This is a genomic window from Pseudomonas sp. GCEP-101 (genome assembly GCF_025133575.1).
Lineage (GTDB): Bacteria > Pseudomonadota > Gammaproteobacteria > Pseudomonadales > Pseudomonadaceae > Pseudomonas > Pseudomonas nitroreducens_B.
Window position 1 is genome coordinate 2232113 of the sequence record NZ_CP104011.1, and the last position, 24319, is coordinate 2256431.

The window sequence follows — 24319 nt, forward strand, 5'->3', positions numbered from 1 at the left end:
CTCAGGCCCCCCGCTCGACGGGCTGCGCCGCCCAGAAGCCCGGCTGGTTCGGGCAATAGCTGCGGATCACCAGCACATCGTCCACCGCGCGGAACATCAGCGCCTGCTCGTAGGTGACCACCGTGGCGTTGCTGTCATCGCCGATCTGCCCCAGGTACCAGCCGCCGAGAATCTGCCGGGCCAGCCATTGCTGGCGCTCGCTCCAGCTGTCCGGAGCGTCGCCCAGACGTTCGAGCAGTTCGGCCAGGCTCTGCTTGAGCGCGGTGTCGCGCTGCGCCAGGGTCTGGAACAGGCGCTGGCCGATGCGCGGGTCGAGGTTGCTGCGACCGGTCAGGCGCTGGGACAGGGTCATGAAGTCCTCCAGCTCCGCCTCGGCCTGCGGCGTCAACGCGGCCCAGGTGCGCCCGGCGGGGCTGAGCAGGACGCCGCCCAGGGCGGCGCTGGCGCAGGCCACCGCCAGCAGGCGGCGGCGTGAAAGGGGGAAGGCGGGCAGTGGTGCCTCGGACATGACGACCTCTCTTGCAACAGGCGAACGGTTGGAAAGCGCGGTCTGTCGCCGCTCGAATCGGGTGTTGGTCGGCCAGGGTGGCGATACCGGGCCCAGGCCCTTAGTATTGCCGCTTGTTCAGATTCTGCCGGGCGAATCGTTCTGCCGGCGGCCCACCCCGGAGCCGCGCCGCAGAGCCTCACCGACCGGCTTTTGGGTGAAACCGCAGCGATGAAACAGTACCTCGACCTCATGCGCCACGTGCGCGAACACGGCACCTTCAAGAGCGATCGCACCGGCACCGGCACCTACAGCGTGTTCGGCTACCAGATGCGCTTCGACCTCGCCGATGGCTTCCCGCTGGTGACCACCAAGAAGTGCCACCTCAAATCGATCGTCCATGAGCTGCTGTGGTTCCTCAAAGGTTCGACCAACATCGCCTACCTGAAGGAAAACGGCGTCTCGATCTGGGACGAATGGGCCGACGAGAACGGCGACCTGGGCCCGGTCTACGGCTACCAGTGGCGCTCCTGGCCGGCGCCGGACGGCCGCCACATCGACCAGATCGCCAACCTGATGGCCATGCTGAAGAAGAACCCGGACTCGCGCCGCCTGATCGTCTCCGCGTGGAACCCCGCGCTGATCGACGAAATGGCCCTGCCGCCGTGCCACGCGCTGTTCCAGTTCTATGTGGCCGACGGCAAGCTCAGCTGCCAGCTCTATCAGCGCTCGGCCGACATCTTCCTCGGCGTGCCCTTCAACATCGCCAGCTACGCGCTGTTGACGCTGATGGTGGCGCAGGTCGCCGGGCTGCAACCGGGCGAGTTCATCTGGACCGGCGGCGACTGCCACCTGTACGCCAACCACCTGGAACAGGCCGACCTGCAGCTGACCCGCCAGCCGCTGCCGTTGCCCACCATGAAGATCAACCCCGAAGTGAAGGACCTGTTCGACTTCCGTTTCGAAGACTTCGAACTGGTCGGCTACCAGGCCCACCCGCACATCAAGGCCCCGGTCGCCGTCTGACCTCTCCTCGATGAAAAAGGCCGGCGCAATGCCGGCCTTTCTCGTTTCTGCGAGCCGATTTCGTAGGAGCGGACTCTGTCCGCGATGTGCAACCGGCTGGCTCGGAGCGGCCGGAAATCGATCGCGGATGAATCCGCTCCTACGCCTACGAAATTTCCTACCGCAGCATTCATCTCGTGAATAACTGTTTCGCCTGGCGGTACGAGGTTTCATGAGTCCGCCCGGCATTGCTATGCTCCCCCGGCTGGCCGCGTGCAGCGGCCCACGGATTTTCCGCCGAACAACGACAAGACCGGGGACCGTCATGCAGCCTTTCAGCTTCGCCACCACCGCGCAGATCCTCTGTGAAAGTGGCTCCGCCGCCCGCCTGGGCGAGCTCTGCCGCGAGCGCGGCGCCCATCGCGTGCTCATCGTCACCGACCCCGGCATCACCCGCCTGAACATGCTCGACGGCGTGCTGCCGGGCTTCGCTGCGGCCGGCGTGGCGGTGGAGGTGTTCGACCAGGTGCTCGCGGACCCGCCGGAAAGCGTGGTGCTGGAAGCCGCCGAGCAGGCGCGCAGGATGGCGGCGCAACTGGTGATCGGGTTCGGCGGCGGCAGTTCGATGGACGTCGCCAAGCTGGTGGCGCTGCTGGCTCACCCCGGGGCGACCCAGGGCCTGAAGGACATCTTCGGTGTGGGCAATGCCCGCGGCCCGCGCCTGCCGCTGATCCAGGTGCCGACCACCGCCGGCACCGGCTCGGAAGTGACCCCCATCGCCATCGTCACCACCGGGGAAACCACCAAGATGGGCGTGGTCAGCCCGCACCTGCTGCCCGATCTCGCCGTGCTCGATGCCGACCTCACCCTCGGCCTGCCGCCGGCGGTCACCGCAGCCACCGGCATCGATGCCATGGTCCACGCCATCGAGGCGTACACCAGCAAGCTGAAGAAGAATCCGCTCTCCGACCTGCTGGCCCGCGAGGCGCTGCGCCTGCTGGCGCTGAATCTCGACGAGGCGGTACACAACGGCGGCAACCGCGAGGCGCGCCAGGCCATGCTGCTGGGCGCCTGCCTGGCCGGCCAGGCCTTCGCCAACGCCCCGGTGGCGGCCGTGCACGCGCTGGCCTATCCACTGGGCGGGCATTTCCACATTCCTCATGGCCTGAGCAACGCGCTGGTGTTGCCGGAAGTGATCCGCTTCAATGCGCCCAATGCCGGCCAGCTCTACGCCGAACTGGCGCCGCTGCTGCTGGGCGAGCGCCTGCGCAGCGACGCCGACCGCACCGAGCAGTTCATCGCCGAACTGGCCGCCCTCAGTCCGCGCAGCGGCCTGCCGTCGCGCCTGCGCGATGCCGGCGTGCCGGAGGACAGCCTGCCGCGCCTGGCCGCCGATGCGATGCTGCAACAGCGCCTGCTGGTGAATAATCCCCGCGAGGTCAGCGAGCGCGACGCGCTGGCCATCTACCGAGCCGCCTTCTGAGAACCCGATGAGCGAACAGCACCCCAGCCGCGCCGACTACGCGCACTTCCAGCCGATCACCACGCGCTGGCACGACAACGACATCTACGGCCACGTGAACAACGTGACCTACTACGGCTTCTTCGACACGGCGGTGAACACCTACCTGATCGAGCGCGGTGGCCTGGATATCCACGACGGCGAGGTGGTGGGCTTCGTGGTCAGCTCCAGCTGCGACTACTTCGCGCCGGTGGCCTTCCCCGAACGCATCGAGGTCGGCCTGCGGGTCGGCAAGCTGGGTAACAGCTCGGTGCAGTACGAGCTGGCGATCTTCCGCGAAAACGAGGAGCTGGCCTGCGCGGCCGGCAAGTTCGTGCATGTGTTCGTGGACCGCGCGAGCAATCGACCCGTGTCGATTCCCCCGGCGCTGCGCGGGGCGATGGAAGTGCTGGTTCGCGGCTGATTCGCACCGCTTTGGGCGGCACCACCCTTGGGAGCGGGCGCTCGCCGGCAACTGGGAGTTCTGACGTCAAGGACTTCGCGGACAAGGTCCGCTCCTACGTAAACGGAAGTCCCGGCCGCCCTGTAGGAGCGGGCCATGCCCGCGATGCGCCGGCAGGGCCGGCGTATCAGGTGCCCTGCCACCAGGCCGGACATTCGGAGAGCGCCCCCGCCCGGTGTGGCCGGCCTGCAGGTGAACATCGGTGCCATGCGGTTCGCGAGCAAGCTCGCTCCTACATTGGCTTCATCGTTCCCGCACAGCCGACACAAACACCCGCATCGCGGGCATGACCCGCTCCTGCAGCAGCGGGCCTCTTCTCACCAGCCCATCGGATAATGCTCGATCCGGCACGGCCGGCTGTTGCCGTCGCCCTTGCAGATGCCGTCCAGGTACTGGTAGCGCATCCACACCCGTTGCCCAGGCGCCGGCCAATGCTGGCGCGGGATGCGGCTCTGCCAGTCGGCGCTTTCCGGTTCGAAGGCGATCATCTCCCCTGGGCTCGGGCACTCGGTGCCCGCGGCGCGCGGCTTGGCTGATTTCACTTGGCCCTCCAGCCCGCGCACGGGCAGCTTGAGCGCCGCGGTGATTTCCACTTCCAGCTGGCACACCTGCCAGTCCCCGGCATACGCGGCGCAGAGCGTCAGCAGCAGGGCGGCGGCAGCGAGAGCTTTCACGAGCAACTCCTTGTTGGCAGTGATCCTTCCCCGGCAAGCCTATACCAGGCTCGCGAAATGGCACGGGGCTTGTCCCGGGCGCGGCGTCCGGCCTATGCTGGCCCTCGGTCGGCAGTTCACCCAGGCGTCGCCGCTCCGTATGGAGAGCGCTAAACCTGCCGCGCGGTTCCCCGCATCGTTGACGATCCGACACACGTTCCCCGTGCCGCATCGGAACGGCGACCCCCGATTACCTCCCTGCGAGGTCTTGGCACGCAACGAGGATTGCACTGTGTCCAGGCAACGCTTGCCCTACCACGCCCCCGACATCACCGCCCTGGCGAAATCCCTGGCGCGCCAGCTCGACGAAGCGCCCGAACGCCCAGGCCACGTCGAACTGCTCAACCTGCTCGCCCGCGCGGTGGGCTTTCGCAACTATCAGGCGCTGCGCGCCAGCCACCAGGCCCAATCCCGCCTGGCCCGCGAGGCCGAGCCCGAGGCGGTGGTGGATTTTCGCCGCGTCGAGCAATGGCGGCGCTACTTCGATGACGCCGGCTGCCTGCAGCGCTGGCCAAAGAAGCACAGCCACCGCGAGGCCTGCCTGTGGGTGCTGTGGTCGCGGCTGCCGGCGCGCCAGCGCTGGAGCGAAAAGGAGCTCAACGCACGTCTGCGCGCCCAGGAGCGCCTCGGCGACCACCTGCTGTTGCGCCGGGCGCTGGTGGATGGCGGCTGGCTTGCGCGCACCGACGACGGCGGCGAGTACCGCCGTATCGAGCGGCGCCCGCCGGCGGAATTGAGCGCGTTGCTGTCCTGTCTGCCTGCCTGCGCCTGAACCCTGAACCCTGAACGAAAAAGCCCGCCAATAGGCGGGCTTTTTCACACGGGCATCGGTCAGTCGTCGTGATGCTTGTGCTTGTTCTTGTAGTGGCCTTTGCCCTTGTGGTGGCCACCGCCGCTGTGGTGATCGTCGTTGTTGTCATCGGCCATGTGGTTGCCCAGCGCGCCGCCGGCTGCGCCGCCCAGGCCCGCGCCGATGGCGCTGCCGGTGGAGCCGCCGACCTTGTTGCCGATCACCGAGCCGCCGGCTGCACCCAGGCCGCCGCCGATGGCGGCCTCGGTCTTGTTGCCGTTCTTCGCGCCCATCGCGCCGCCCGCTGCACCGCCTACGCCGGCTCCGATGGCCGCGCCGGTGGAACCGCCCAGGGCGCCGCCGACGACGTTGCCCAGGGCACCGCCGACGCCGCCGCCGATGGCGGATTTGGTGTCGTCGGCCAGGGCATGGCTGGCCAGCAGGGCCAGGGCCAGAACAGAGAGAGTCTTACGCATGTTGCGAACCTGAAGGTAGGAGTTATCGGGGGAATTGTCCCGCACACGAAACAGCCGGGCAATCAGGCCCGGCTGTCAGTCGTCGTTTCCGTGGACTGATCGCGGTCAGCAATGCCGCAGATCAATCCCAGTCGCGATGGTGATGCTTGTGCTTGTACCAGCCACGGTGGCGACCGTTGTCGTGCCAGCGGCGGTCGTAGCGATCGTCGTAGCGCGCGCGGCGGTAGCCGTGGCGGTAGTCATCATCGTCGTCATCGCGGTTGTTGTCGGCGTAATGGTTGCCCAGCGCGCCGCCGGCACCGCCACCCAGGGCCGCGCCGATCAGGCCACCGGTGGTGCCGCCCATCTTGTTGCCGATCACCTGGCCGCCGGCTGCGCCCAGGCCACCGCCGATGGCGGCTTCCGTCTTGTTGCCGTGACGGGCACCGACCGCGCCACCGGCCGCACCGCCGATACCGCTACCAATGGCGGCGCCGGTGCTGCCACCGACCGACTGGCCGATGACCGAACCCAATACCCCGCCCAGGGCGCCACCGACGCCGGCACGGGTGTCGCCGTCCGCGTAGGCGGTGCCACCGACCAGCGCAAAGGACAACAGGAGCATCGAGGAGTACTTCATAGAGAGGATCTCTCTGTGGGGATGTTGGAAGCGATCCTCGGTTCGTGCGAAGGCTCTGACAAGGGGGTTCCGACGAGTAACACGACTTTCATCAAATATTGCAAGTATTTGATTTGTGGTCAGAACTTTTTCGATTTCAGGCGGTCTGAGTGTTATTCCAGGGTTCCGTTTTTGCGGTGTTTTCGCCACAAATAGCCATTGAAATGATGGCTTTTCACGGAAATCACCCTGGCCCCTCGGAGTGTAGCCTTCATCCCCTTCCTACGTGATGCAAATCCGGCGGATTTTTCGCAGGACGCGCAGTGGCGCGTCCGCAGAAACGCTTCGCGAGCAAGCTCGCTCCTACGAAGAGCACGTCAGCCGGAGCTGTAGGAGCGGGCCATGCCCGCGATCGCGCGCATGGCCCGCTCCTAGTAAGGCGCATTGAAGCGTCAGGTCATCAGACGATCCGCAGACTCGGCCGCGCCTTCTCGAAGCGGATGGCGACGAACTTCGAGGTCGGCGTGTGGCTGCCCACGCCGTGGCTGTCCAGCGGCACCAACGGGTTGGTCTCCGGGTAGTAGGCGGCGGCCTGGCCGGCGGGAATGTCGTAGGCCAGCAGGGTGAAGCCGCTGACGCGGCGGTCCACGCCATCGGACCAGAGCGACACCATGTCCACCTTCTCGCCGGGCTCGAAGCCCAGACGGCGGATGTCCGCCTCGTTGGCGAACACCACCTCGCGGTGGCCGCGCACGCCGCGGTAGCGGTCGTCCAGGCCATAGATGGTGGTGTTGTACTGGTCGTGGGAGCGCAAGGTCTGCAGGATCAGGTGCGGCTCCTGGCCAGTCTCGCGGATCTTCGCGTGGACCAGGTCCGCCGGCAGTGGGTGGTGGTGGAAGTTGGCCTTGCCGCTGGCGGTGTTCCAGCGCCGCGCGCCGGCCGAGTTGCCCAGGTGGAAGCCGCCCGGGTTGGCCACGCGGCGGTTGAAGTCGGCGAAGCCGGGGATGGTGTCGGCGATCAGCTCGCGGATGCGGTCGTAGTTGGCGATCAGCGCGTCCCAGTCTACCAGGCGGTTGCCCAGGGTGGCCTTGGCGATCCCGGCAATGATCGCAGGCTCCGAGCGCATCTGCTTCGACGACGGCTCCAGCTGGCCGAACGAGGCGTGGATCATGCTGAAGGAGTCTTCCACGGTGACCGCCTGCGGGCCCTCGGCCTGGCGGTCGATGTCGGTGCGGCCCAGGCACGGCAGGATCAGCGCGTCGCGGCCGACGGTGAGGTGGCTGCGGTTGAGCTTGGTGCTGATCTGCACGGTCAGCGCGCAATTGCGCAAGGCCTGGTGAGTGCGCGGGCTGTCCGGGGTCGCCTGGGCGAAGTTGCCGCCCAGGCCGATGAACACCTTGGCCTCGCCGGCGAGCATGGCGTTGATCGCCTCGACGGTGTTGTGGCCGTTCTCCCGCGGCACCTTGAACTGGAAGCGGCGCTCGATGGCGTCCAGCAGCGCCGCCGGCGGGCGGTCGTTGATGCCCATGGTGCGGTCGCCCTGCACGTTGCTGTGGCCGCGCACCGGGCACAGGCCGGCGCCGGGGCGACCGACGTTGCCGCGCAGCAGTTGCAGACTGACCAGTTCCTGGATTGTCGGCACCGAGTGATGGTGCTGGGTGATGCCCATGGCCCAGCAGACGATCACCCGCTCGGCACGGCGGTACATGAGCGCCGCCTGCTCGATCTCCGCAAGGCTCAGGCCCGACTGCTGGACGATGTGGTCCCAGCTTGTGTCATCCACCACCGCCAGATAGGCATCCACGCCCCGGGTGTGTTCGGCGATGAAGGCATGGTCGAACACTGCCGGTTCGCCCTTGGCCTGGGCCTCGCGTTCCCACTGCAGGAGGAACTTGGCGATGCCGCGCACGGCGGCCATGTCGCCGCCCAGTGCGGGGCGGAAGAACGCGGTGTTGAGCGGCTCGGAGCCATTGGTGAGCATCTCCAGCGGGTGCTGCGGGTGCTGGAAGCGTTCCAGGCCGCGTTCCTTCAACGGGTTGAAGGCGACCACCTGGGCGCCGCGCTTCACTGCTTCACGCAGCGGTTCGAGCATGCGCGGGTGGTTGGTGCCGGGGTTCTGGCCGAAGACGAAGATCGCGTCGGCGTGCTCGAAATCGTCGAAGGTCACGGTGCCCTTGCCGATGCCCACGCTCTGGCCCAGGGCGACGCCGCTGGCCTCGTGGCACATGTTCGAGCAGTCGGGGAAGTTGTTGGTGCCGAAGGCGCGGACGAACAGCTGGTAGAGAAAGGCCGCTTCGTTGCTGGCCCGGCCGGAGGTGTAGAACTCGGCCTGGTGGGGACTTTCCAGCGCGTTCAGGTGCTGCGCGATGAGGGCGAAGGCGTCGTCCCAGGCGATCGGCTGGTAGCGGTCGGTGGCCGGGTCGTAGCGCATCGGCTCGGTCAGGCGGCCCTGGTATTCGAGCCAGTAGTCGCTCTGTTCGCGCAGCGAGCTGACGCTGTGGCGGGCGAAGAAGGCCGGATCGACGCGGCGCTTGGTGGCTTCCCAGTTGACCGCCTTGGCGCCGTTCTCGCAGAACTTCACCCGGCCGTCTTCCGGGGAATCGCCCCAGGCGCAACCGGGGCAGTCGAAGCCGCCGTTCTGGTTGGTCTTGAGCAGGGCGCGCAGGTTCTTGAACGGCTGTTTGCTGTCCAGCCAGAAGCGCGTGACGCTGATCAGCGCGCCCCAGCCGGCGGCGGCGCCCTTGTAGGGTTGGTAGCGGGGATTGTCTTGCTGCAGGCTCATGGGGTCTCTTTCGGGCAAGCGGGCGATCAGGCGGCGGGCGGCGCCGGGCTGTAGACCCGGGGCGCGCTGCGGTGGGGCAGATGGATGAGGTTCAGCTGGTGTTCGCGGGCCCACTGCACGGTGAGCGCGGTGGGTGCGGAGAAGCTGACCAGGGTGGACAACCCGGCGCGCACGGCCTTGTGGATAAGTTCCAGGCTGCAGCGGCTGGTGACCACGGCGAAGCCGCCGGCCAGCTCCAGGCGCTGGCGCTTGAGCGCGCCGATCAGTTTGTCCAGGGCGTTGTGGCGGCCGATGTCTTCGCGGCACAGGCGGATCTCGCCGGCGGCATCGACGAACAGCGCGGCGTGCAGGGCGCCGCTGCGGCGACCGAGTTCCTGCACGGCATTGACCCGTTCGCGCAGGTGTTCGAGGTGCGCGGCCGGTGGCAGCGGCGCCGCCGGCAGCACCGGCAGCTCGGGCAGCGCCTGGTCCAGCGCCTCGACGCCGCACAGGCCGCAGCCGGTGTTGCCGGCCAGTTGCCGGCGCTGGTCCTTGAGGGCCCAGAAGGCGCGGTTGCTGACCTGCACCTCGGCGGCGATGGCGTCGCCATGGGGCGTCAGGCGCACGTCATAGATGTTGTCGATGGACTGGATGAGACCTGCGCCCAGGCTGAAGCCGTGGACGAAGTCTTCCAGGTCATGGGGCGAGACCATCATCACCGCCTGGCTGAGGCCGTTGTAGGCGATCGCCAGGGCGATTTCCCCGGCCAGCGCGGCGCGACCGGCGGCGCTCTCCGGGGAGAGTTCGGCGTAGTGGTAGCCATCGGCAGGCGCGACGGCGTCCCGAACCTCGGCGCCGGCCGGGCGGGGGATCAGGCAAGGCATGGGCTGAGCCCTATGGTTCTAGTAATGCGACCAGACTATGCCGATGCCGCGACAGCGTCTAATGACTGCTGTCGATGTTGTGATCGACGCGCTCTATCGGTCACTCTCGGCGCTGCCCAGCAAGGCCGCCGCTTCGCGGAAGCAGGCTTCGGCCAGCGCCGAGCGCGGCTCGCTGCGACGCAGGATCAGCCCCAGCGGCGCCAAGGTGCGGGCGTCGTCGATCGGGGTCAGCGCAAAGTGCTGGCCCTGGGCATCCAGCCCGCTGCCCAGCGGCATGATCGCGCAGCACAGGCCGCGTTCCACGGCCTGCACCAGTTGGTGCACTGCGTCGGTCTCCAGGCGGGCCTGGGGCGCCAGGCCGCGGCTGCGAAAGCCATGGTCGATGGACTGGCGGAAGTGCATCCCGGAGGCCAACAGCCCCAGCGGCAGTTCGGCGAGGGCGTCCCAGCTCAGGGTCGGGCTGTCGATCTGGAAGTGCCGGCGGTCGTGCAGCAGGCCCATGCGCGTGGCGGCCAGTTCCAGGCTGTCGAAGTGCTCGCGGTCGAGGCGGTCGAGGTACGACAGGCCGAGGTCCAGCTGGTTGCGCCCCAGGCCTTCGAGGATGTTCTCCGAGCTCAGGGCGAACAGCTGGAAGCGCAGCTCAGGGTGGCGCTGGGCGAACAGCTCGATCAGGCGCATCGGGTCGAACCCTGCCAGTGGCACCAGGCCCAGGCGCAGGGTGCCCACCAGTTGCCCGCGGCAGGCGGCCGCCTCGGCATACAGCCCGTCATGGGCCGCCAGCAGGCTGCGGGCCCAGGCCAGCACGCGCTCGCCGGCCTCGGTGAACCCTTCGAAGCGCTGCCCGCGGCGCACCAGCTCCAGGCCCAGTTCGTCCTCCAGGCCGCGCAGGCGCATGGACAGGGTCGGCTGGGTGACATGGCAGCGTGCCGCCGCCTGGCCGAAGTGACGCGTCTCGTCCAGGGCGCAGAGGAATTTCAGCTGCTTGATGTCCATCGGCGGGAAGCTCCGGGGCGTTCTGTCGGGTGGCGGCGGATTAGGAGTTTTCCGTCAGGCGCCGCGGAAGACCCCGTCTAGACTCCAGGGGCGCGCGGTCTGCCCAATGCCGGCCGCCTGTCACTGTAACCGTAGGGAGGTTGGAAATGGGCATTTTTGCGTTCGTTAAGGAAGCCGGCGAGAAGCTGTGGGACAGCATTGTGGGCAACGAGGCCAAAGCGGCCGAGTCGCTCAAGGACCACATCGCCAATGTCGGCCTGGGCAACCCGAACATCCAGCTCAGCGTCGAGGGCGACAAGGTCATCGCCACCGGTGAAGTGGCCAGCCAGGAAGAGAAGGAGAAGATCCTCCTCACCCTGGGCAACGTTGCCGGCGTGTCCGGCGTCGAAGACCACATCACGGTGGCGGCTTCCGCAGCGCCGGCGGCCGAAGCGCGTTTCGTCACGGTGAAGAAGGGCGACACGCTCAGCGCCATCGCCAAGGCCGAGTACGGCAATGCCAACGCCTACATGAAGATTTTCGAGGCGAACAAGCCGATGCTCAGCCATCCGGACAAGATCTATCCCGGCCAGGTGCTGCGGATTCCGGAATAACGCCAGAGAGCCCGGCCCAGTGCCGGGCTCGCTGTTTCTGCATTCCCGTGCGTCACAATCCCTCGAGCAGCGCCCGGTAGTCTTCCTGGGCGGCGAATTCCTCGGTGTCCTTCGGCCCCTGGCGGCTGTCCGGCTGGCGCACCGCGAGCAACTGGGCAACGCCGAAGGTGCGCGCGGCCCGCAGGATCGGCAGACTGTCATCGATGAACAGGCTGCGCGCCGGGTCGAAACCGACGTCCGCCTGCAGCGCCTGCCAGAACTGCTGGTCTTCCTTGGGGAAGCCATAGTCGTGGGAGCTGATCAGCCGGTCGAACCAGGGCGACAGCTCCACGCGCTGCATCTTCAGCGACAGCGAATCGCGGTGCGCATTGGTGATCAGCACCGCGCGCTTGCCGTGGCGGCGCAGCTCGGCGAGGAACAGGTCGGCGTCCGGACGCAGGGCGATGAGGTCGGCGACCTCATGCTTGAGATCCAGCACCGACAGCTTCAGCTCGCGGCTCCAGAAGTCCAGGCAGTACCAGTTGAGCTGGCCGGCGTGGTCGCGGAACAGCGGCAGCAGCTCGGCGTCGGCCTGGGCGCGGCTGATGCCGTGGTGCTCGGCGTAGCGCCGGGGCAGGTGTTCGAGCCAGAAGTGGTTGTCGAAATGCAGGTCGAGCAGGGTGCCGTCCATGTCGAGCAGCACGGTGTCGATCTGGTTCCAGGGCAGGCGTGGCATGCTGGGCTTTCGCAAAAGGGTGTCGCAATTGCGCCGTTCGCGGAAGGAATCGGCGCGATATCTGACACGGAGAATCGGAAAAGGCGGGTTATCATAGCCGACCCGGCCACCCCCAGGAGTCGCCCCATGCGTCAGAAACCTACGGTCCTCGCCCGAGAGATCGTTGCCAGAAGCCGGCTCTTCGCCGTCGAGGAGCTGCAGCTGCGCTTCTCCAATGGCGTCGAGCGTACCTACGAGCGCCTGGTGGGCAAGGGGCAGGGCTATGGCGCGGTGATGGTGATCGCCATGCTCGATGCCGAGCACGCCGTGCTGGTCGAGGAATACTGCGCCGGGGTCGACGAGTACCAGCTGTCGCTGCCCAAGGGCCTGGTGGAGCCGGGCGAGGACATCCTCGACGCCGCCAACCGCGAGCTGAAGGAAGAGGCCGGCTACGGCGCCCGCCAGCTCGAACACATCACCGAGCTGTCGCTCTCGCCCGGCTACATGAGCCAGCGCATCCAGGTGGTGCTCGCCCGCGACCTCTACGAGGAATCGCTGCCCGGCGACGAGCCGGAGCCGATGGGCGTGGACAAGATCAACCTGCGCGAGCTTTCCAGCCTCGCGCAGAATGCCCAGTTCAGTGAAGGACGGGCCCTGGCCGCGCTCTACCTGGTGCGCGACCTGCTGACCCAACGAGGGGAATTCCAGCCGTGATGAATGCATTTCTGCCTGCCGTGATCGACCTGGTGCACAAGGCGGGCGATGTCATCCTGCCGTTCTGGCGCGGTGACCTGGACGTGCAGAGCAAGTCCGACGAGTCGCCGGTGACCGCCGCCGACCTGGCCGCCCACCGCCTGCTGGCCGACGGCCTGCGTGCGCTGGCGCCGGACGTGCCGGTGCTGTCCGAGGAGGACTGCAACATTCCGCTGGAGCGTCGCGCCCAATGGAGCCGCTGGTGGCTGGTGGACCCACTGGACGGCACCAAGGAGTTCATCTCCGGCAGTGACGAGTTCACCGTCAACGTCGCGCTCATCGAGCAGGGCCGCGTGGTCTTCGGCGTGGTCGGGATTCCCGCCAGCGGCCGTTGTTACTACGGCGGCAACGGCCTGGGCGCCTGGCGCGAGGAGCGCGGCGGCGAGCCCGAAGCCATCGAAGTGCGCAGTGAGCCGGACGACGTCTTCACCGTAGTGGCCAGCAAGCGCCACTCCAGTCCGCAGCAGGAAAGCCTGCTGGCCGGCCTGGCGCAGCGCTTCGGCGACCTGAACCTGGCCAACATCGGCAGCTCGCTGAAGTTCTGCCTGCTGGCCGAAGGCTCGGCGGACTGCTACCCGCGCCTGGCGCCGACCAGCCAGTGGGACACCGCCGCCGCCCAGGGCGTGCTGGAAGGCGCCGGCGGCGAGGTGCTGGACGTACAGGGCGAGCCTTTCACCTACGAGGCGCGCGAGGGTTTCCTCAACACGTCCTTCCTCGCGCTGCCCAAGGATGCGGCCTGGCGCGGCGACCTGATCCAGCTTGCCCGCACACTGGATTGACCTTATCCCCTTTGCAGGAGCGAGCTTGTTCGCGAACGCTCTTGTGCATCGGAGTTGCCGGTCAACTCTTTCGCGAGCAAGCTCGCTCCTACAGCAAAGCTCCTACGCAGTTGTGATCCATGCCTGAATTACCTGAAGTCGAAACCACCCGCCGGGGCATTGCGCCCCATCTCGAAGGCCAGCGTGTCAGCCGCGTGGTCGTCCGCGAGCGCCGCCTGCGCTGGCCGATCCCGGAGGATCTGGACGTGCGCCTGTCCGGGCAGCGCATCGTGCAGGTGGAACGGCGCGCCAAGTACCTGCTGCTCAATGCCGAGGTGGGGACGCTGATCAGCCACCTGGGCATGTCCGGCAGCCTGCGCCTGGTGGAGTGCGGCACGCCGGCGGCGCGCCACGAGCACGTGGATATCGAGCTGGAATCGGGCATGGCGCTGCGCTACACAGACCCGCGTCGCTTCGGCGCGCTGCTCTGGAGCCTGACGCCCCTGGAGCACGAGCTGCTGCGCCACCTGGGCCCCGAGCCGCTGACCGATGCGTTCGAGGGCGAGCGCCTGTTTCAGCTGTCACGCAACCGCAGCATGGCGGTGAAGCCCTTCATCATGGATAACGCGGTGGTGGTCGGGGTGGGCAACATTTACGCCACCGAGGCGCTGTTCGCCGCCGGCATCGACCCGCGCCGCGAGGCCGGGACGATCTCGCGGGCGCGCTACGTGAAGCTCGCTCAGGAGATCAAGCGCATCCTCGCCATCGCCATCGAGCGCGGCGGCACCACGCTGCGCGACTTCGTCGGCGGCGACGGCCAGCCGGGCTACTTCCAGCAGGAGTTGTTCGCCTACGGGCGTGGCGGCGAGCCGTGCAAGGTCTGCGGCTCGATCCTGCGTGAGGTGCGTCTCGGCCAGCGCGCCAGCGTCTACTGTCCACGCTGCCAGCGCTGACGCCGCCGGCGCGCGCCGGTACGCTGCGCCCCCAATATGCCCATAACAACAATGGCCCCAGACGAGGGGCCTTTCAGGTGACCCATGTCCGGCAATTATCTGCCCCGTAATCCGTTCGCCGAGGCGCTCGGCCACTGCATGCTGCGCGTGGCCGGCTGGCGCATCGACGGCGCGCTGCCGCCACTGGACAAGTTCGTGGTGATCGGCGCGCACCACACCTCCAACTGGGACTTCGTCCTGTTCCTGGCAGCCAAGTTCGTCCTGCGCCTGAACGCCCGCTGGTTCGGCAAGCACACCATTTTCCGCGCGCCCTTCGGCGGGCTGCTGCGCCGCTGGGGCGGCATCCCGATCCAGCGCCACCTCAAGCTCAACACCGTGGACCAGGCAATCCAGGCCTTTGCCGGCAACCGCGAGATGATGCTGATCCTCTCGCCGGAGGGCACGCGCAAGAAGGTCGAGCGCTGGAAAATGGGCTTCTACCACATCGCCCGTGGCGCGGGCGTGCCCATCGTGCTGGCGGCGCTGGACTACCCCGGCCGGCGCATCGTCATCGGCGAGCCGTTCTGGCCCACCGGCGACGAAGCCGCCGACCTGCGCCGGATGCTGGCGTTCTACCGGCCGTTCGTGCCGAAAAAGCCGGAATACGCATTCTTCGGCGATTGAAGGCTGTCACGCGACAAGTCATGGAGCGCTGTTATAGTTATGGCAGTCTGCCTGCCCCAACTACACAAAAAAGGACTTCCCTCCATGACCCTGTTCCGCACCGCCGCCACTGCAATGGCACTGGTCTGTGCATTTTCGGTGCTGCCGGCTGTTGCTCAGGAAGAAGTGAGCAACGTCAGTGGCGACCCGACCTACGTCGTCTCGGCCCCGCCGTTCTATTCGATGCTCGGTGACCTGCTGATCGCGCGCCCGCTGCTGATCGCCGCCACCGTTGTCGGCACCGCGGCCTTCGTGGTCACCCTGCCGTTCAGCGCGGCCGGTGGCAACGTCAAGGAGGCCGGTCAGGCGCTCGTGGTCGATCCGGGCAAGGCCGCCTTCGTGCGCTGCCTGGGCTGCACCACCAGCGGCTACAAGAAGGACTGATCGGCCGCGGCGGCATGGCCGCCTCGCCCGCCCGGTTTGCCGGGTAAAACGCCGTGGGTAGCCGATGAACCTGACCGCGCTGAAGAAGCACCTGCGTCCGCTGCTTCTGCTGCTGGTCGCCCTCGTCCTGGGCTATACCTTCTGGTCCAGCGCCGGTCTGCTGCAGTTGGGGGCGGGCCTGGCGCTGTTCCTGTTCGGCATGCAGTGCCTGGAAGAGGGCCTGCGTGACCTGGCCGGCAGCCAGCTCGAACGCTGGCTGGAGAAAAGCACCGCCACCCGCGGCAAAAGCCTGCTGTTCGGCCTGGTCGGCACCTTCCTGCTGCAATCCTCCACCCTGGTTTCCCTGCTCACCATCGCCTTCATCAGCACCGGGCTGATCCAGTTGGCGGGCGGCATCGCCATCCTGTTCGGCGCCAACCTGGGCGCCACCAGCGGCATCTGGCTGCTGGCGCTGGCCGGGCAGAATCTCAGCCTCAGCCCGTTGGCGCTGCCGCTACTCGTGTTCGGCGTGCTGATGGGCTTCAACGGCCCCAAGAGCAAGGCTGCCGGGCGCATCCTGCTGGGCATCGCCTTCATCTTCCTGGGCATCGACCAGATCAAGGAGGGCTTCGGCAGCTTCGGCGACGCCATGGACATGAGCGAGCTGCGCTATGACGGCATGCTCGGCGCGTTGCTCTTCGTCACCTTCGGCATCCTCATCACCGTGGTGCTGCAGTCCAGCCACGCGACCCTGATGCTGACCCTCGCGGCCCTCGCCGGCGGCCAGCTGGAGCTGGGCCAGAGCCTGGCGATCGCCATCGGCTCCAACGTCGGCAGCAGCGTGACCACGGCGTTCGTCGGCTCCCTGGGCGGCAACCGCAGCGGGCAGCGCTTGGCTCTCGCGCACGTGTTGTTCAACGTGGTGACGGGCGTGCTGGCGTTCTTCCTGCTCGCGCCGCTGACCTGGCTGGTGCACTGGCTGGTGACGCCGTTGGGGCTGGCGGACAACCCGATGATCCAGCTGGCGCTGTTCCACACCCTGTTCAATGGCATGGGCGTGGCGCTGTTCTGGCCGCTGCAGGGCGCGCTGGCCAATGCACTGGTGCGCTGGCTGCCGGAAGTGGAAGAGCCGGCCGTGCTGATCACCGACATGGCGCCGGCCTTGCCGGTCATCGAGCGCACCCATGCGCGCTACCTCAACGAGCGCGCGCTGGACTCCGCCGATGCCGCCGCCAGCGCGGTGTTGCAGGAACTGCGGCACCTGGCGCGGCTGAGCATCGAGGTGATCTGCCACGCGCTGTACCTGCCGGTGGACATGCTCACCCAGGCACGCATCGACGAAGGCGAGCTGCACGCCGCGCCGGACCGCCATGCGCTGGGCGCCGAGGTGCTTTACCAGCGCCATATCAAGGGCGTCTACGGTGACCTGCTGAGCTTCATGAGCCGCCTGGAAGTGCCCCTGGACGAGGAGCACCAGCGCTTCTGGCTGTCGTGCCAGGTGGCGGCGTTGCAGCTGGTGGATGCGGTGAAGGATGCCAAGCACCTGCAGAAGAACCTCGGCCAGGCGCTGCACGGCGAGCCCTCCGGGCTGCGCGACACCTACGTCGAGCTGCGCCGGCACCTGATCGCCATGCTGCGGGAGGTGCGCGCGCTCGGATCGTTGCTGGGCGGGGACCTGCCGGAGGAGGCGCTGGTGGCGCGCCTGCAATTGCTCGACGAGAGCGCGGCGGCATTCGACGCGGCGTTCCGCCAGCGCCTGTTCGCCGCGGTGCGCCGGCAGGAACTGGATGGCCTGCAGATGAGCTCGCTGATGAACGACCTGGGCTACGTCAGCCGGATCATCCAGAGCCTGCGCAACGTGCTGCAGCTGGGCACCGAACATGGTCTGTTCGATGCCCCCGGGGATGACGCGCCGGCGCTCATTCTTTCCTGATCAGCACATCTCGATCAGCCACTCCTGCTCAGCGCAGCGGCGCCGCCAGCTCGGTTGCCAGCCCGATGCCGCGCGGGTCGCTGGCGGACTGCACCTCGCCGGATTTCTTGTTCCACAGCAGCACCTGCTGGTTGCCGTAGGCGCGCCCGACGTCCTTGAGGGTGTAGCCACGGCGTTGCAGGTCGGCCATCTCGGCGGCGCTGAAGGCGCGCGGCTCGTGCTCGATCACGTCGGGCAGGAACTGGTGGTGGTAGCGCGGCGCGGCGACCCAGCGCTGCACCGGCTTGCCTTCCAGGTACTCCAGCATCGCCAGCAGCACCATGCTGGGAATCCGGCTGCCGCCCGGCGTGCCGAAAGCGGCCAGTTCGCTGGGGCTTTCGATGAAGCTCGGGCTCATGCTCGACAGCGGGCGCTTGCCCGCGGCCACCGCGTTGGCCTGGCTGCCGGCCAATTGGTAGGCGTTGGCGCCGCTGACGTCGGTGGCGAAGTCGTCCATCTCGTCGTTGAGCAGCACGCCGGTGCCCGGCACGGTGAAGGCGGCGCCGAACGGCAGGTTGACCGAGAGGGTGGCGGCCACGGCGTTGCCGTCGGCGTCCATGACCACGAAATGGGTCGTGTGGTCGCCCTCGCGCCAGGCCGGCGCCGGCGGCAGGGAGGAACTGGGCGTGGCGCGCTGCGGGTCGATGCCGGCGGCCAGGCGCTTGAGGTAGTCCGGGGCGAGCAGCTGGTTGACCGGGTTGGCGACGCGATCCGGGTCGCCCAGCAGGCCACGGTCACGGTAGGCGCGGCGCAGGGCTTCCACCACGTAATGCGCGCGCTGCACCGGCTCGGCCTTCTGCCAGGGCAGTTGCTGCAGCATGCCCAGGCTCTGCGCCAGGGCCACGCCGCCAGCGGAGGGCGGCGGGGCGCTGATCAGTTCGCGGCCGTCGGCCAGCGGGTAGCGCAGCGCGGGGCGTTCCACGGTGCGGTAGCTGGCGAGGTCTTCCAGGCTCCACACCCCGCCGGCGGCGCGCACGCCGTCCACCAGCTTCTGTGCGGTCTCGCCTTCGTAGAAGCCGATGCGGCCGTAGCGCGCCAGCTTCTCCAGGGTGTTGGCCAGCTGCGGCTGGCGCATCAGGCTGTACTCCTCGGGGAGGTTGCCCTGGTCGAGGAAGATGCGCGCGGTCTCGCGGTCCTTGCGCATGGCGTCCAGACGCCAGGAGGCGCGGTCGATGTAGACGCGGTCGATGGACACGCCATCGGTGGCCAGGCGGATCGCCGGCACGAGGTTGTTCGCCAGGGTCTTGCGGCCATAGCGGCTGCTGATGTCCGCCAGGGCGGCGGGCAGGCCGGGGATGCCGGCGGCCAGCGGGCCGTTGAGCGACAGCTGCGGGTCGACCTTGCCGTTGCGCTCGTACATCCGCGCGTGGGCGGCCAGCGGCGCGCGCTCGCGGGCATCGATGAAGTGGTAGGTCGGTGGGCTGCCGGCCTTGCGCAGCAGGAAGAAGCCGCCACCGCCCAGGCCCGAGCCATAGGGCTCGGCCACCGCCAGCGCGGCGGCGATGGCCACGGCGGCGTCGAAGGCGTTACCGCCGTCGGCGAGGGTCTCCAGGCCGGCCACGGTAGCCGAGGGGTGCGCGCTGGCGACGCTGGCCTGGGCCGGATGTTCCGCGGCATGCAGGGCGAAGCTCAGCAGCAGGAGGCTGCACAGGCCGAGCAGGGAGGCGCGGGAGCGGGAGTTCAACAGGGACATGGCATCTCACGAACCGCCGGCAGGGCCGGCTGGAAAACCAAACGGGGCGAAGGTGGAGGATAGACAATCCACAACGCCGCGGGTTTGTGAGAACTCAATGAAAAAGTGTCGAAACGCGCGACGTCAGGCTTTGCCGGTGAGCTTCTTGTACTTTTCCATCAGTTGTTCCTTGCTCTCGACGTTGTTTTCGTCGAGGGGGATGCAGTCGACCGGGCAGACCTGCTGGCATTGCGGCTCGTCGTAGTGGCCGACGCATTCGGTGCACAGGTTCGGGTCGATGACGTAGATCTCCTCGCCCTGGGAGATCGCGGCATTGGGGCACTCGGGTTCGCAGACGTCGCAGTTGATGCAATCGTCAGTGATTTTCAGGGACATCGAACAACTCCAACCAAGGCGGCAGCCGTGGCGATCGGTAGCAACAAGGGTGAAATTGTGCCGTATCGGCGCGCGCAGTGCACGCAATCAGGGAGTCAGCCGACGCAAACCGCCATCCTTGGCGGCTCGTGGCGCGCGATTAGCGCTTGAAGCGCTCGGCCAGGGCGCTGGCCACCGCGGGATGGACGAACTTGGTGATGTCGCCGCCCAGCGCCGCGATCTCGCGCACCAGGGTGGAGGAGATGAAGGAGTACTTCTCCGACGGGGTGAGGAACATGCTTTCCAGGTCGGGAGCGAGCTGGCGGTTCATGTTGGCCAGCTGGAACTCGTACTCGAAGTCCGACACCGCGCGCAGGCCGCGCAGCAGGATGTTGGCGTTCTGTTCCTTGGCGAAATGGGCGAGCAGCGTCGAGAAGCCGACGACTTCCACGTTGGGCAGGTGCGAGGTGACCTGGCGGGCCAGTTCCACACGCTGTTCCAGCGGGAACAGGGGGTTCTTCTTGGGGCTGGCGGCGACGGCAATGATCACCTGGTCGAACAGTCGCGAGGCGCGTTCCACCAGATCGGCATGGCCTTTGGTGATGGGGTCGAAGGTACCCGGGTACAACACTCGATTCATCGCGGCGTCCTGGTCGGCTCTTGTTGGCAGGCGGGGTGCAATAGCGGGCGGATGGTAACGCAGCATGTCCGTGGGGCCAAGCGACCTTGGTAGTGCTTCCGTGAACGGACTACCTGCGAAAACCGGCGGGAGACCGGTGAGTCACGCGCAGCGCCCGTGCCAGAGGGTGCGCGTGCGGTTTTCCCGGTTTCTCCCGGTTTCCCGTTGTAGGAGCGAGCTTGCTCGCGAACCGCTCACCGACGATGTATCGGCGAGACGTTGTTCGCGAGCAAGCTCGCTCCTACCCCGAACCTTCAGCTTCGGCGCGTCGGTCTGGTAGGGCGCCGGCATGGCGCCCGGATGGCGCGTCAGGCCTTGCCGAGCCGCTTGCCCAGGGCATCGGCCAGTTGCGCGGTGAGGCCATAGACCGAGAGCTGCGGGTTGGCGCCGATGCTGGTGGGGAACAGCGAACCGTCGTGGATCGACAGGTTCTCCAGCTGGTGGTGGCGGCCGAGGCTGTCGCACACCGACTGCTTGGGATCCTCGCCCATGGCGCAGCCGCCCATCACGTGGGCGCTGCCCAGGCGGGTGCGGTACAGCTCCAGGCTCAGGCCGTCGATCAGTTCGTGGGCTTCTTTGGCGCTCTTCACATAACCGGCATCGGCGTGCAGCGGCAGCACGGCCTTGGCGCCGGCGGCGAACTGGATGTCGGCCATGGTGTGGAAGGCGCGGCGGATACCGTCCCAGGTGTAGTCGGTCATCTGGTAGTCGAGCACCGGGGTGTCGTCGCCGCGCAGGCTGACCGAGCCGGACGCGCTGTCGGGATGGAAGCCGTCGCGCATCAGCGCCAGGATCACGTTGGTGTGCGGCAGCTGCTCCATGCGCAGCGCGTTGTCCTCGCCGAAGCGGCCGAGCAGGGTGGCGCTGAGCGCCGGTTGCAGCGGCGGGACTTCCAGCTTGTAGGACATGCGCCCGGCGGCGCCGTCGTCCCACTGGAAGTGGTCGGAGTAGATCGACTGTGGCGCGCCGTAGAAGGGGTTGATCACCTCGTCGAAGGTCGCCGCGCTGAAGTTCACCACGTGCAGGAAGGTGCGCTGGCCGACGCGGCCGTTCGGGTCCGGCGCCTTGGAGCGCAGGAGGATCGCCGGGGTGTTGATGCCGCCGCCGGAGAGTACGTAGTGGCGCGCCTTGATGGTGATCTTGCGGCCGGTGGGGGCGACGCAGCGCTCGTCCATGGCCGAGCATTCCAGGCCGCTGACCTTGCTGCCGTCGTGCAGCAGGCGGTCGGCGCGGGCGAGGAACAGCAGTTCGCCGCCCTTGTCGAGGGTCGCCGGGATGGTGGTCACCAGCATCGACTGCTTGGCGTTGGTCGGGCAGCCCATCCCGCAGTAGCCGAGGTTCCAGCAGCCGCGGACGTTGCGCGGGATGACCTTCCAGTGCAGGCCGAGCTTCTCGCAGCCGTTACGGATCACGTCGTTGTTGGCGTTGGGCGGCATGATCCAGGGCGCGACGCCCAGGCGCTGCTCCATCTTCTCGAACCAGGGCGCCATTTCGGCGACGCTGTGGCCCTTCACGCCGTGTTCCTTGGCCCAGTGTTCCAGGGTGGGCTCGGGGGTGCGGAAGCTGGAGGTCCAGTTGACCAGGGTGGTGCCACCCACGGCGCGGCCCTGGAGGATGGTGATGGCGCCATCCTTGCTCATCCGGCCGATGCCTTCCTGGTACAGGCTGGGGTAGGCGTCGGATTCCTGCATCTTGAAGTCGCTGCTGGTCTTGAGCGGGCCTTCTTCCACCAGCAGCACCTTGTAGCCGGCGGCGCTCAGGGCTTCGGCGGTGGTGCCGCCACCGGCGCCGGTGCCGACGATGACGACGTCGGCTTCCAGGGTCAGGTCCTTGTCCAGGCGCGAGCCGTTGTGGACTTTCCAGCCGCGGGCCAGGCCCTCGGCGAACAGATCGGGTACAGGCATGGGGATTCTCTTTCGGCGAATTCTTGTTGTTCTGGCGAAATCAGATCTTCGGCGGGCCGGGGTAGCCGCAATGGCCCCAGGATTCCGTGCGGCCGTACCAGGCCATCATCACCAGTTGCAGTAGCGAGCTGTGGCCCATCTTCAGCAGGGAGATGGAGCTGTTCTGCCAGCGCGAGAGGAAGTGCTTCACGTCGTCCGCGCTGGCGTTGTCCCAGCTGCCCCAGATGCCGGTGAGCGGCCCGCGGGTGATCGGCAGGGCGAGCACGTCGAACAGCTGCACGGTGAGCTTGAGCATTTCCGGGGAGAGGTGATTGAGGCTGCTGTCCAGGCTTGAGAGGGTGCCTTTGACCGCCTCGGCCATGCGCTCGGCGGGCACGGCGCCGGCCAGCATCACCGGGATCAGTGCGCGCAGGAAGGGCATGTCGGAATCGCGCAGCACCGCGAAGCCGTTGGCCGGGGTGCTGGCCGAGCAGCCGCTCAGGCTGGCGGTCACGCCCGCCGTGGCGAGGAAGGCCCCGCCCAGCAGGCCGATCTTGAGCACGCCGCGCCGGGAAAGCCCCGGCGCGTTCAGGGAGGTGTCTGTCATTCTTGTTCTGTCACCTATGTGGATGGCACCTGTGATGGAGCGGGTGGGTCAGCGGATGAACAGCTTGTAGACCAGCTTCTGCAGCGACTTGCCGTAGGGTGGGTAGATCACCCGCGCGGCGTTGAAGCGCGGCTTGCTGAACACGCCCTTGGCCTTGGAGAACGTCAGGAAGCCTTCGTGGCCGTGGTAGTGGCCCATGCCGGACGGGCCGACGCCACCGAAGGGCATGTCGTCCTGGGCGACGTGCAGCAGGGTGTCGTTCAGGCATACGCCGCCCGAGTGGGTATGGGCCAGCACGTGGTCCTGCTCGCGCTTGTCGTAGCCGAAGAAGTACAGCGCCAGCGGGCGGTCGCGCTCGTTGATGTAGCTGAGCGCCTGGTCGAGGCTCTGGTAGGGGATCACCGGCAGCAGCGGGCCGAAGATCTCTTCCTGCATGATCTTCATCTCGTCGGTCGCGTTGAGCACCAGCGCCTGCGGCAGACGGCGGCCCTGCGCCTGCGGGAACAGCGGCACGACGGTGGCGCCGCGGGCCTGGGCATCGGCGATATAGCCGTTCAGGCGCGCCAGCTGGCGCTCGTTGATGATCGCGGTGTAGTCGGGGTTGTTCTCCAGGGTCGGGAAGAAGCCCTGGACCACCTGGCGGTAGCTCTCGACGAACTCGTCGACGCGGTTCTGCGGCACCAGCACGTAGTCCGGCGCCACGCAGGTCTGCCCTGCGTTGAGCGACTTGCCGAAGGCGATGCGCTCGGCGGCGTCCTTCATCGGCACGCTGGCGGAGACGATCGCCGGCGACTTGCCGCCCAGCTCCAGGGTGACCGGCGTGAGGTTCTCGGCGGCGGCGCGCATCACGTGCTTGCCGACGCTGGTGGCGCCGGTGAACAGCAGGTGGTCGAAGGGCAGCTTGGAGAAGGCGACGCCGACGTCCACTTCGCCTTGCACCACGGCGACCAGGTCTTCCGGGAAGATCTTGCCCAGCAGGTCCTTGAGCATCTGCGCGCTGGCCGGGGTGGATTCGCTCATCTTGATCATCACCCGGTTGCCGGCGGCCAGCGCCCCGGTCAGCGGGCCGATGGCGAGGAACAGCGGGTAGTTCCACGGCACGATCACGCCGACCACGCCCAGCGGCTGGTAGATGACCTTGGCCGAGGCCGGCATGAACTGCATGCCGACGCTGCGCCGGGACGGTTTCATCCACTTCTTCACGCGCTTGGCCGCGTAATGTACGCCGTGCAGGCTGGGCAGCACCTCGGCGAGCAGGGTCTCGTCGGCGGAGCGGTTGCTGAAGTCGCGGTTGATCGCCTCGATGATCGCCTTCTGCTCGGTCACCAGCAGGTTGGCGAGGCTTTTCAGCCACTGGATGCGCTGGCCGGCCTCGGGCATCGGGTTGGCGCGGTAGGCCTGGCGCTGGCGGTCGAGAAGGGTATCCAGCTGGCTGATCTGCTGCTGGGTCTGCTGCAGGTAGGCGATATCGGCAACCATGACGGGCTCCTGGCGGGATGCGGGTGGGGAAGCTCGCCGGCGTGCGGGATGCTTCGCGTTTTTATGCTGTCGCTGGATTTTTAGAGCAATTGCTCTAGAGTGTCAATCAGCATGCCGTTTCCGCGCCGCCAGGCCCAGCCAACGAAAAGTTGGGCGCGCCCCGGG

At 67.6% G+C, this 24319-nt stretch carries 25 protein-coding genes; 11 read left to right on the forward strand and 14 right to left on the reverse strand.

What is annotated here, in order from left to right; genetic code table 11:
* Nucleotide 1: 1 nt before the first annotated feature.
* A complete protein-coding gene (locus tag N0B71_RS10100; protein ID WP_259758698.1) occupies nt 2–508 on the reverse strand; it encodes a sorbitol dehydrogenase family protein in 507 nt (168 codons plus the stop codon).
* A gap of 210 nt (nt 509–718) precedes the next feature.
* Here N0B71_RS10100 and N0B71_RS10105 point away from each other — a divergent pair, with 210 nt between their 5' ends.
* The 3 genes from N0B71_RS10105 (at nt 719) to N0B71_RS10115 (ending at nt 3417) form a co-directional block, all read left to right on the forward strand.
* Nucleotides 719–1513, forward strand: a complete 795-nt coding sequence (locus N0B71_RS10105) for a thymidylate synthase (RefSeq protein WP_259758700.1) — start codon at nt 719–721, stop codon at nt 1511–1513.
* Between the two features lie 304 nt (nt 1514–1817).
* Nucleotides 1818–2975 carry an iron-containing alcohol dehydrogenase gene (locus N0B71_RS10110; protein ID WP_259758702.1) on the forward strand — a complete coding sequence of 386 codons (1158 nt, stop codon included), beginning with the start codon at nt 1818–1820 and terminating at the stop codon, nt 2973–2975.
* 7 nt (nt 2976–2982) lie between these two features.
* Nucleotides 2983–3417, forward strand: a complete 435-nt coding sequence (locus N0B71_RS10115) for an acyl-CoA thioesterase (protein ID WP_259758704.1) — start codon at nt 2983–2985, stop codon at nt 3415–3417.
* Nucleotides 3418–3773: 356 nt separating this feature from the next.
* Here the strand turns inward: N0B71_RS10115 and N0B71_RS10120 are convergent, their stop codons facing one another.
* Nucleotides 3774–4130: a hypothetical protein gene (locus N0B71_RS10120; protein ID WP_259758706.1), complete on the reverse strand. Its 357-nt coding sequence runs from the start codon at nt 4128–4130 to the stop codon at nt 3774–3776.
* A 271-nt stretch (nt 4131–4401) separates the two neighbouring features.
* Here N0B71_RS10120 and N0B71_RS10125 point away from each other — a divergent pair, with 271 nt between their 5' ends.
* Entirely contained in the window at nt 4402–4941 is a 540-nt protein-coding gene (locus N0B71_RS10125; protein WP_259758708.1) for a DUF2087 domain-containing protein, read from the forward strand.
* A 59-nt stretch (nt 4942–5000) separates the two neighbouring features.
* On the opposite strand, the gene N0B71_RS10130 is transcribed toward N0B71_RS10125, so the two are convergent.
* The 5 genes from N0B71_RS10130 to N0B71_RS10150 all read right to left on the reverse strand — a co-directional run bounded on the left by N0B71_RS10130 (nt 5001) and on the right by N0B71_RS10150 (nt 10671).
* Nucleotides 5001–5435: a glycine zipper domain-containing protein gene (locus tag N0B71_RS10130; protein ID WP_259758710.1), complete on the reverse strand. Its 435-nt coding sequence runs from the start codon at nt 5433–5435 to the stop codon at nt 5001–5003.
* Nucleotides 5436–5556: 121 nt separating this feature from the next.
* On the reverse strand, nt 5557–6054 hold the full coding sequence (locus N0B71_RS10135) for a glycine zipper domain-containing protein (RefSeq protein WP_259758711.1): 498 nt from the start codon (nt 6052–6054) through the stop codon (nt 5557–5559).
* Nucleotides 6055–6493: 439 nt separating this feature from the next.
* On the reverse strand, nt 6494–8815 hold the full coding sequence (locus tag N0B71_RS10140) for an FdhF/YdeP family oxidoreductase (RefSeq protein ID WP_259758713.1): 2322 nt from the start codon (nt 8813–8815) through the stop codon (nt 6494–6496).
* Between the two features lie 26 nt (nt 8816–8841).
* Nucleotides 8842–9678, reverse strand: a complete 837-nt coding sequence (gene fdhD / locus N0B71_RS10145; RefSeq protein ID WP_259758715.1) for a formate dehydrogenase accessory sulfurtransferase FdhD — start codon at nt 9676–9678, stop codon at nt 8842–8844.
* Between the two features lie 93 nt (nt 9679–9771).
* The gene (locus tag N0B71_RS10150; RefSeq protein WP_259758717.1) at nt 9772–10671 is read right to left on the reverse strand and encodes a LysR family transcriptional regulator; all 900 of its coding nucleotides are present in this window, start codon (nt 10669–10671) and stop codon (nt 9772–9774) included.
* A gap of 146 nt (nt 10672–10817) precedes the next feature.
* Between N0B71_RS10150 and lysM the strand changes: the two genes are divergently transcribed.
* The gene (gene lysM / locus N0B71_RS10155; RefSeq protein WP_259758719.1) at nt 10818–11264 is read left to right on the forward strand and encodes a peptidoglycan-binding protein LysM; all 447 of its coding nucleotides are present in this window, start codon (nt 10818–10820) and stop codon (nt 11262–11264) included.
* A gap of 52 nt (nt 11265–11316) precedes the next feature.
* Here the strand turns inward: lysM and yrfG are convergent, their stop codons facing one another.
* Complete coding sequence (yrfG, locus tag N0B71_RS10160; protein WP_259758721.1) at nt 11317–11979, reverse strand: GMP/IMP nucleotidase; 663 nt, start codon at nt 11977–11979, stop codon at nt 11317–11319.
* Between the two features lie 126 nt (nt 11980–12105).
* Between yrfG and nudE the strand changes: the two genes are divergently transcribed.
* From nudE to N0B71_RS10190, 6 genes are all read left to right on the forward strand, one after another.
* The gene (nudE, locus tag N0B71_RS10165; RefSeq protein ID WP_253442314.1) at nt 12106–12672 is read left to right on the forward strand and encodes an ADP compounds hydrolase NudE; all 567 of its coding nucleotides are present in this window, start codon (nt 12106–12108) and stop codon (nt 12670–12672) included.
* Nucleotides 12672–13490, forward strand: coding sequence for a 3'(2'),5'-bisphosphate nucleotidase CysQ (gene cysQ, locus N0B71_RS10170; protein WP_259758724.1), 819 nt, complete (start codon nt 12672–12674; stop codon nt 13488–13490). The genes nudE and cysQ overlap by 1 nt, the downstream gene beginning before the upstream one ends.
* Before the next feature lie 119 nt (nt 13491–13609).
* Entirely contained in the window at nt 13610–14422 is an 813-nt protein-coding gene (gene mutM / locus N0B71_RS10175; RefSeq protein WP_259758726.1) for a bifunctional DNA-formamidopyrimidine glycosylase/DNA-(apurinic or apyrimidinic site) lyase, read from the forward strand.
* Nucleotides 14423–14506: 84 nt separating this feature from the next.
* On the forward strand, nt 14507–15085 hold the full coding sequence (locus N0B71_RS10180; protein WP_259758727.1) for a lysophospholipid acyltransferase family protein: 579 nt from the start codon (nt 14507–14509) through the stop codon (nt 15083–15085).
* 84 nt (nt 15086–15169) lie between these two features.
* On the forward strand, nt 15170–15508 hold the full coding sequence (locus tag N0B71_RS10185; protein ID WP_192432261.1) for a multidrug transporter: 339 nt from the start codon (nt 15170–15172) through the stop codon (nt 15506–15508).
* 64 nt (nt 15509–15572) lie between these two features.
* Entirely contained in the window at nt 15573–17420 is a 1848-nt protein-coding gene (locus N0B71_RS10190; RefSeq protein WP_259758730.1) for a Na/Pi cotransporter family protein, read from the forward strand.
* Nucleotides 17421–17448: 28 nt separating this feature from the next.
* Here N0B71_RS10190 and N0B71_RS10195 read toward each other — a convergent pair whose 3' ends face one another.
* The 6 genes from N0B71_RS10195 to N0B71_RS10220 form a co-directional block, all read right to left on the reverse strand.
* A complete protein-coding gene (locus N0B71_RS10195) occupies nt 17449–19152 on the reverse strand; it encodes a gamma-glutamyltransferase family protein (protein ID WP_259758732.1) in 1704 nt (567 codons plus the stop codon).
* 123 nt (nt 19153–19275) lie between these two features.
* Complete coding sequence (locus N0B71_RS10200; protein WP_207885708.1) at nt 19276–19527, reverse strand: YfhL family 4Fe-4S dicluster ferredoxin; 252 nt, start codon at nt 19525–19527, stop codon at nt 19276–19278.
* A gap of 139 nt (nt 19528–19666) precedes the next feature.
* On the reverse strand, nt 19667–20146 hold the full coding sequence (gene coaD, locus N0B71_RS10205; RefSeq protein ID WP_024767001.1) for a pantetheine-phosphate adenylyltransferase: 480 nt from the start codon (nt 20144–20146) through the stop codon (nt 19667–19669).
* A 347-nt stretch (nt 20147–20493) separates the two neighbouring features.
* Nucleotides 20494–22089 (reverse strand): GMC family oxidoreductase, encoded by a 1596-nt coding sequence (locus N0B71_RS10210; RefSeq protein WP_259758736.1) that lies wholly within the window; start codon nt 22087–22089, stop codon nt 20494–20496.
* Nucleotides 22090–22129: 40 nt separating this feature from the next.
* Nucleotides 22130–22675: a twin-arginine translocation pathway signal protein gene (locus tag N0B71_RS10215; RefSeq protein ID WP_259758738.1), complete on the reverse strand. Its 546-nt coding sequence runs from the start codon at nt 22673–22675 to the stop codon at nt 22130–22132.
* A gap of 48 nt (nt 22676–22723) precedes the next feature.
* Nucleotides 22724–24154: a coniferyl aldehyde dehydrogenase gene (locus N0B71_RS10220; protein ID WP_259758739.1), complete on the reverse strand. Its 1431-nt coding sequence runs from the start codon at nt 24152–24154 to the stop codon at nt 22724–22726.
* Between the last annotated feature and the right edge of the window lie 165 nt (nt 24155–24319).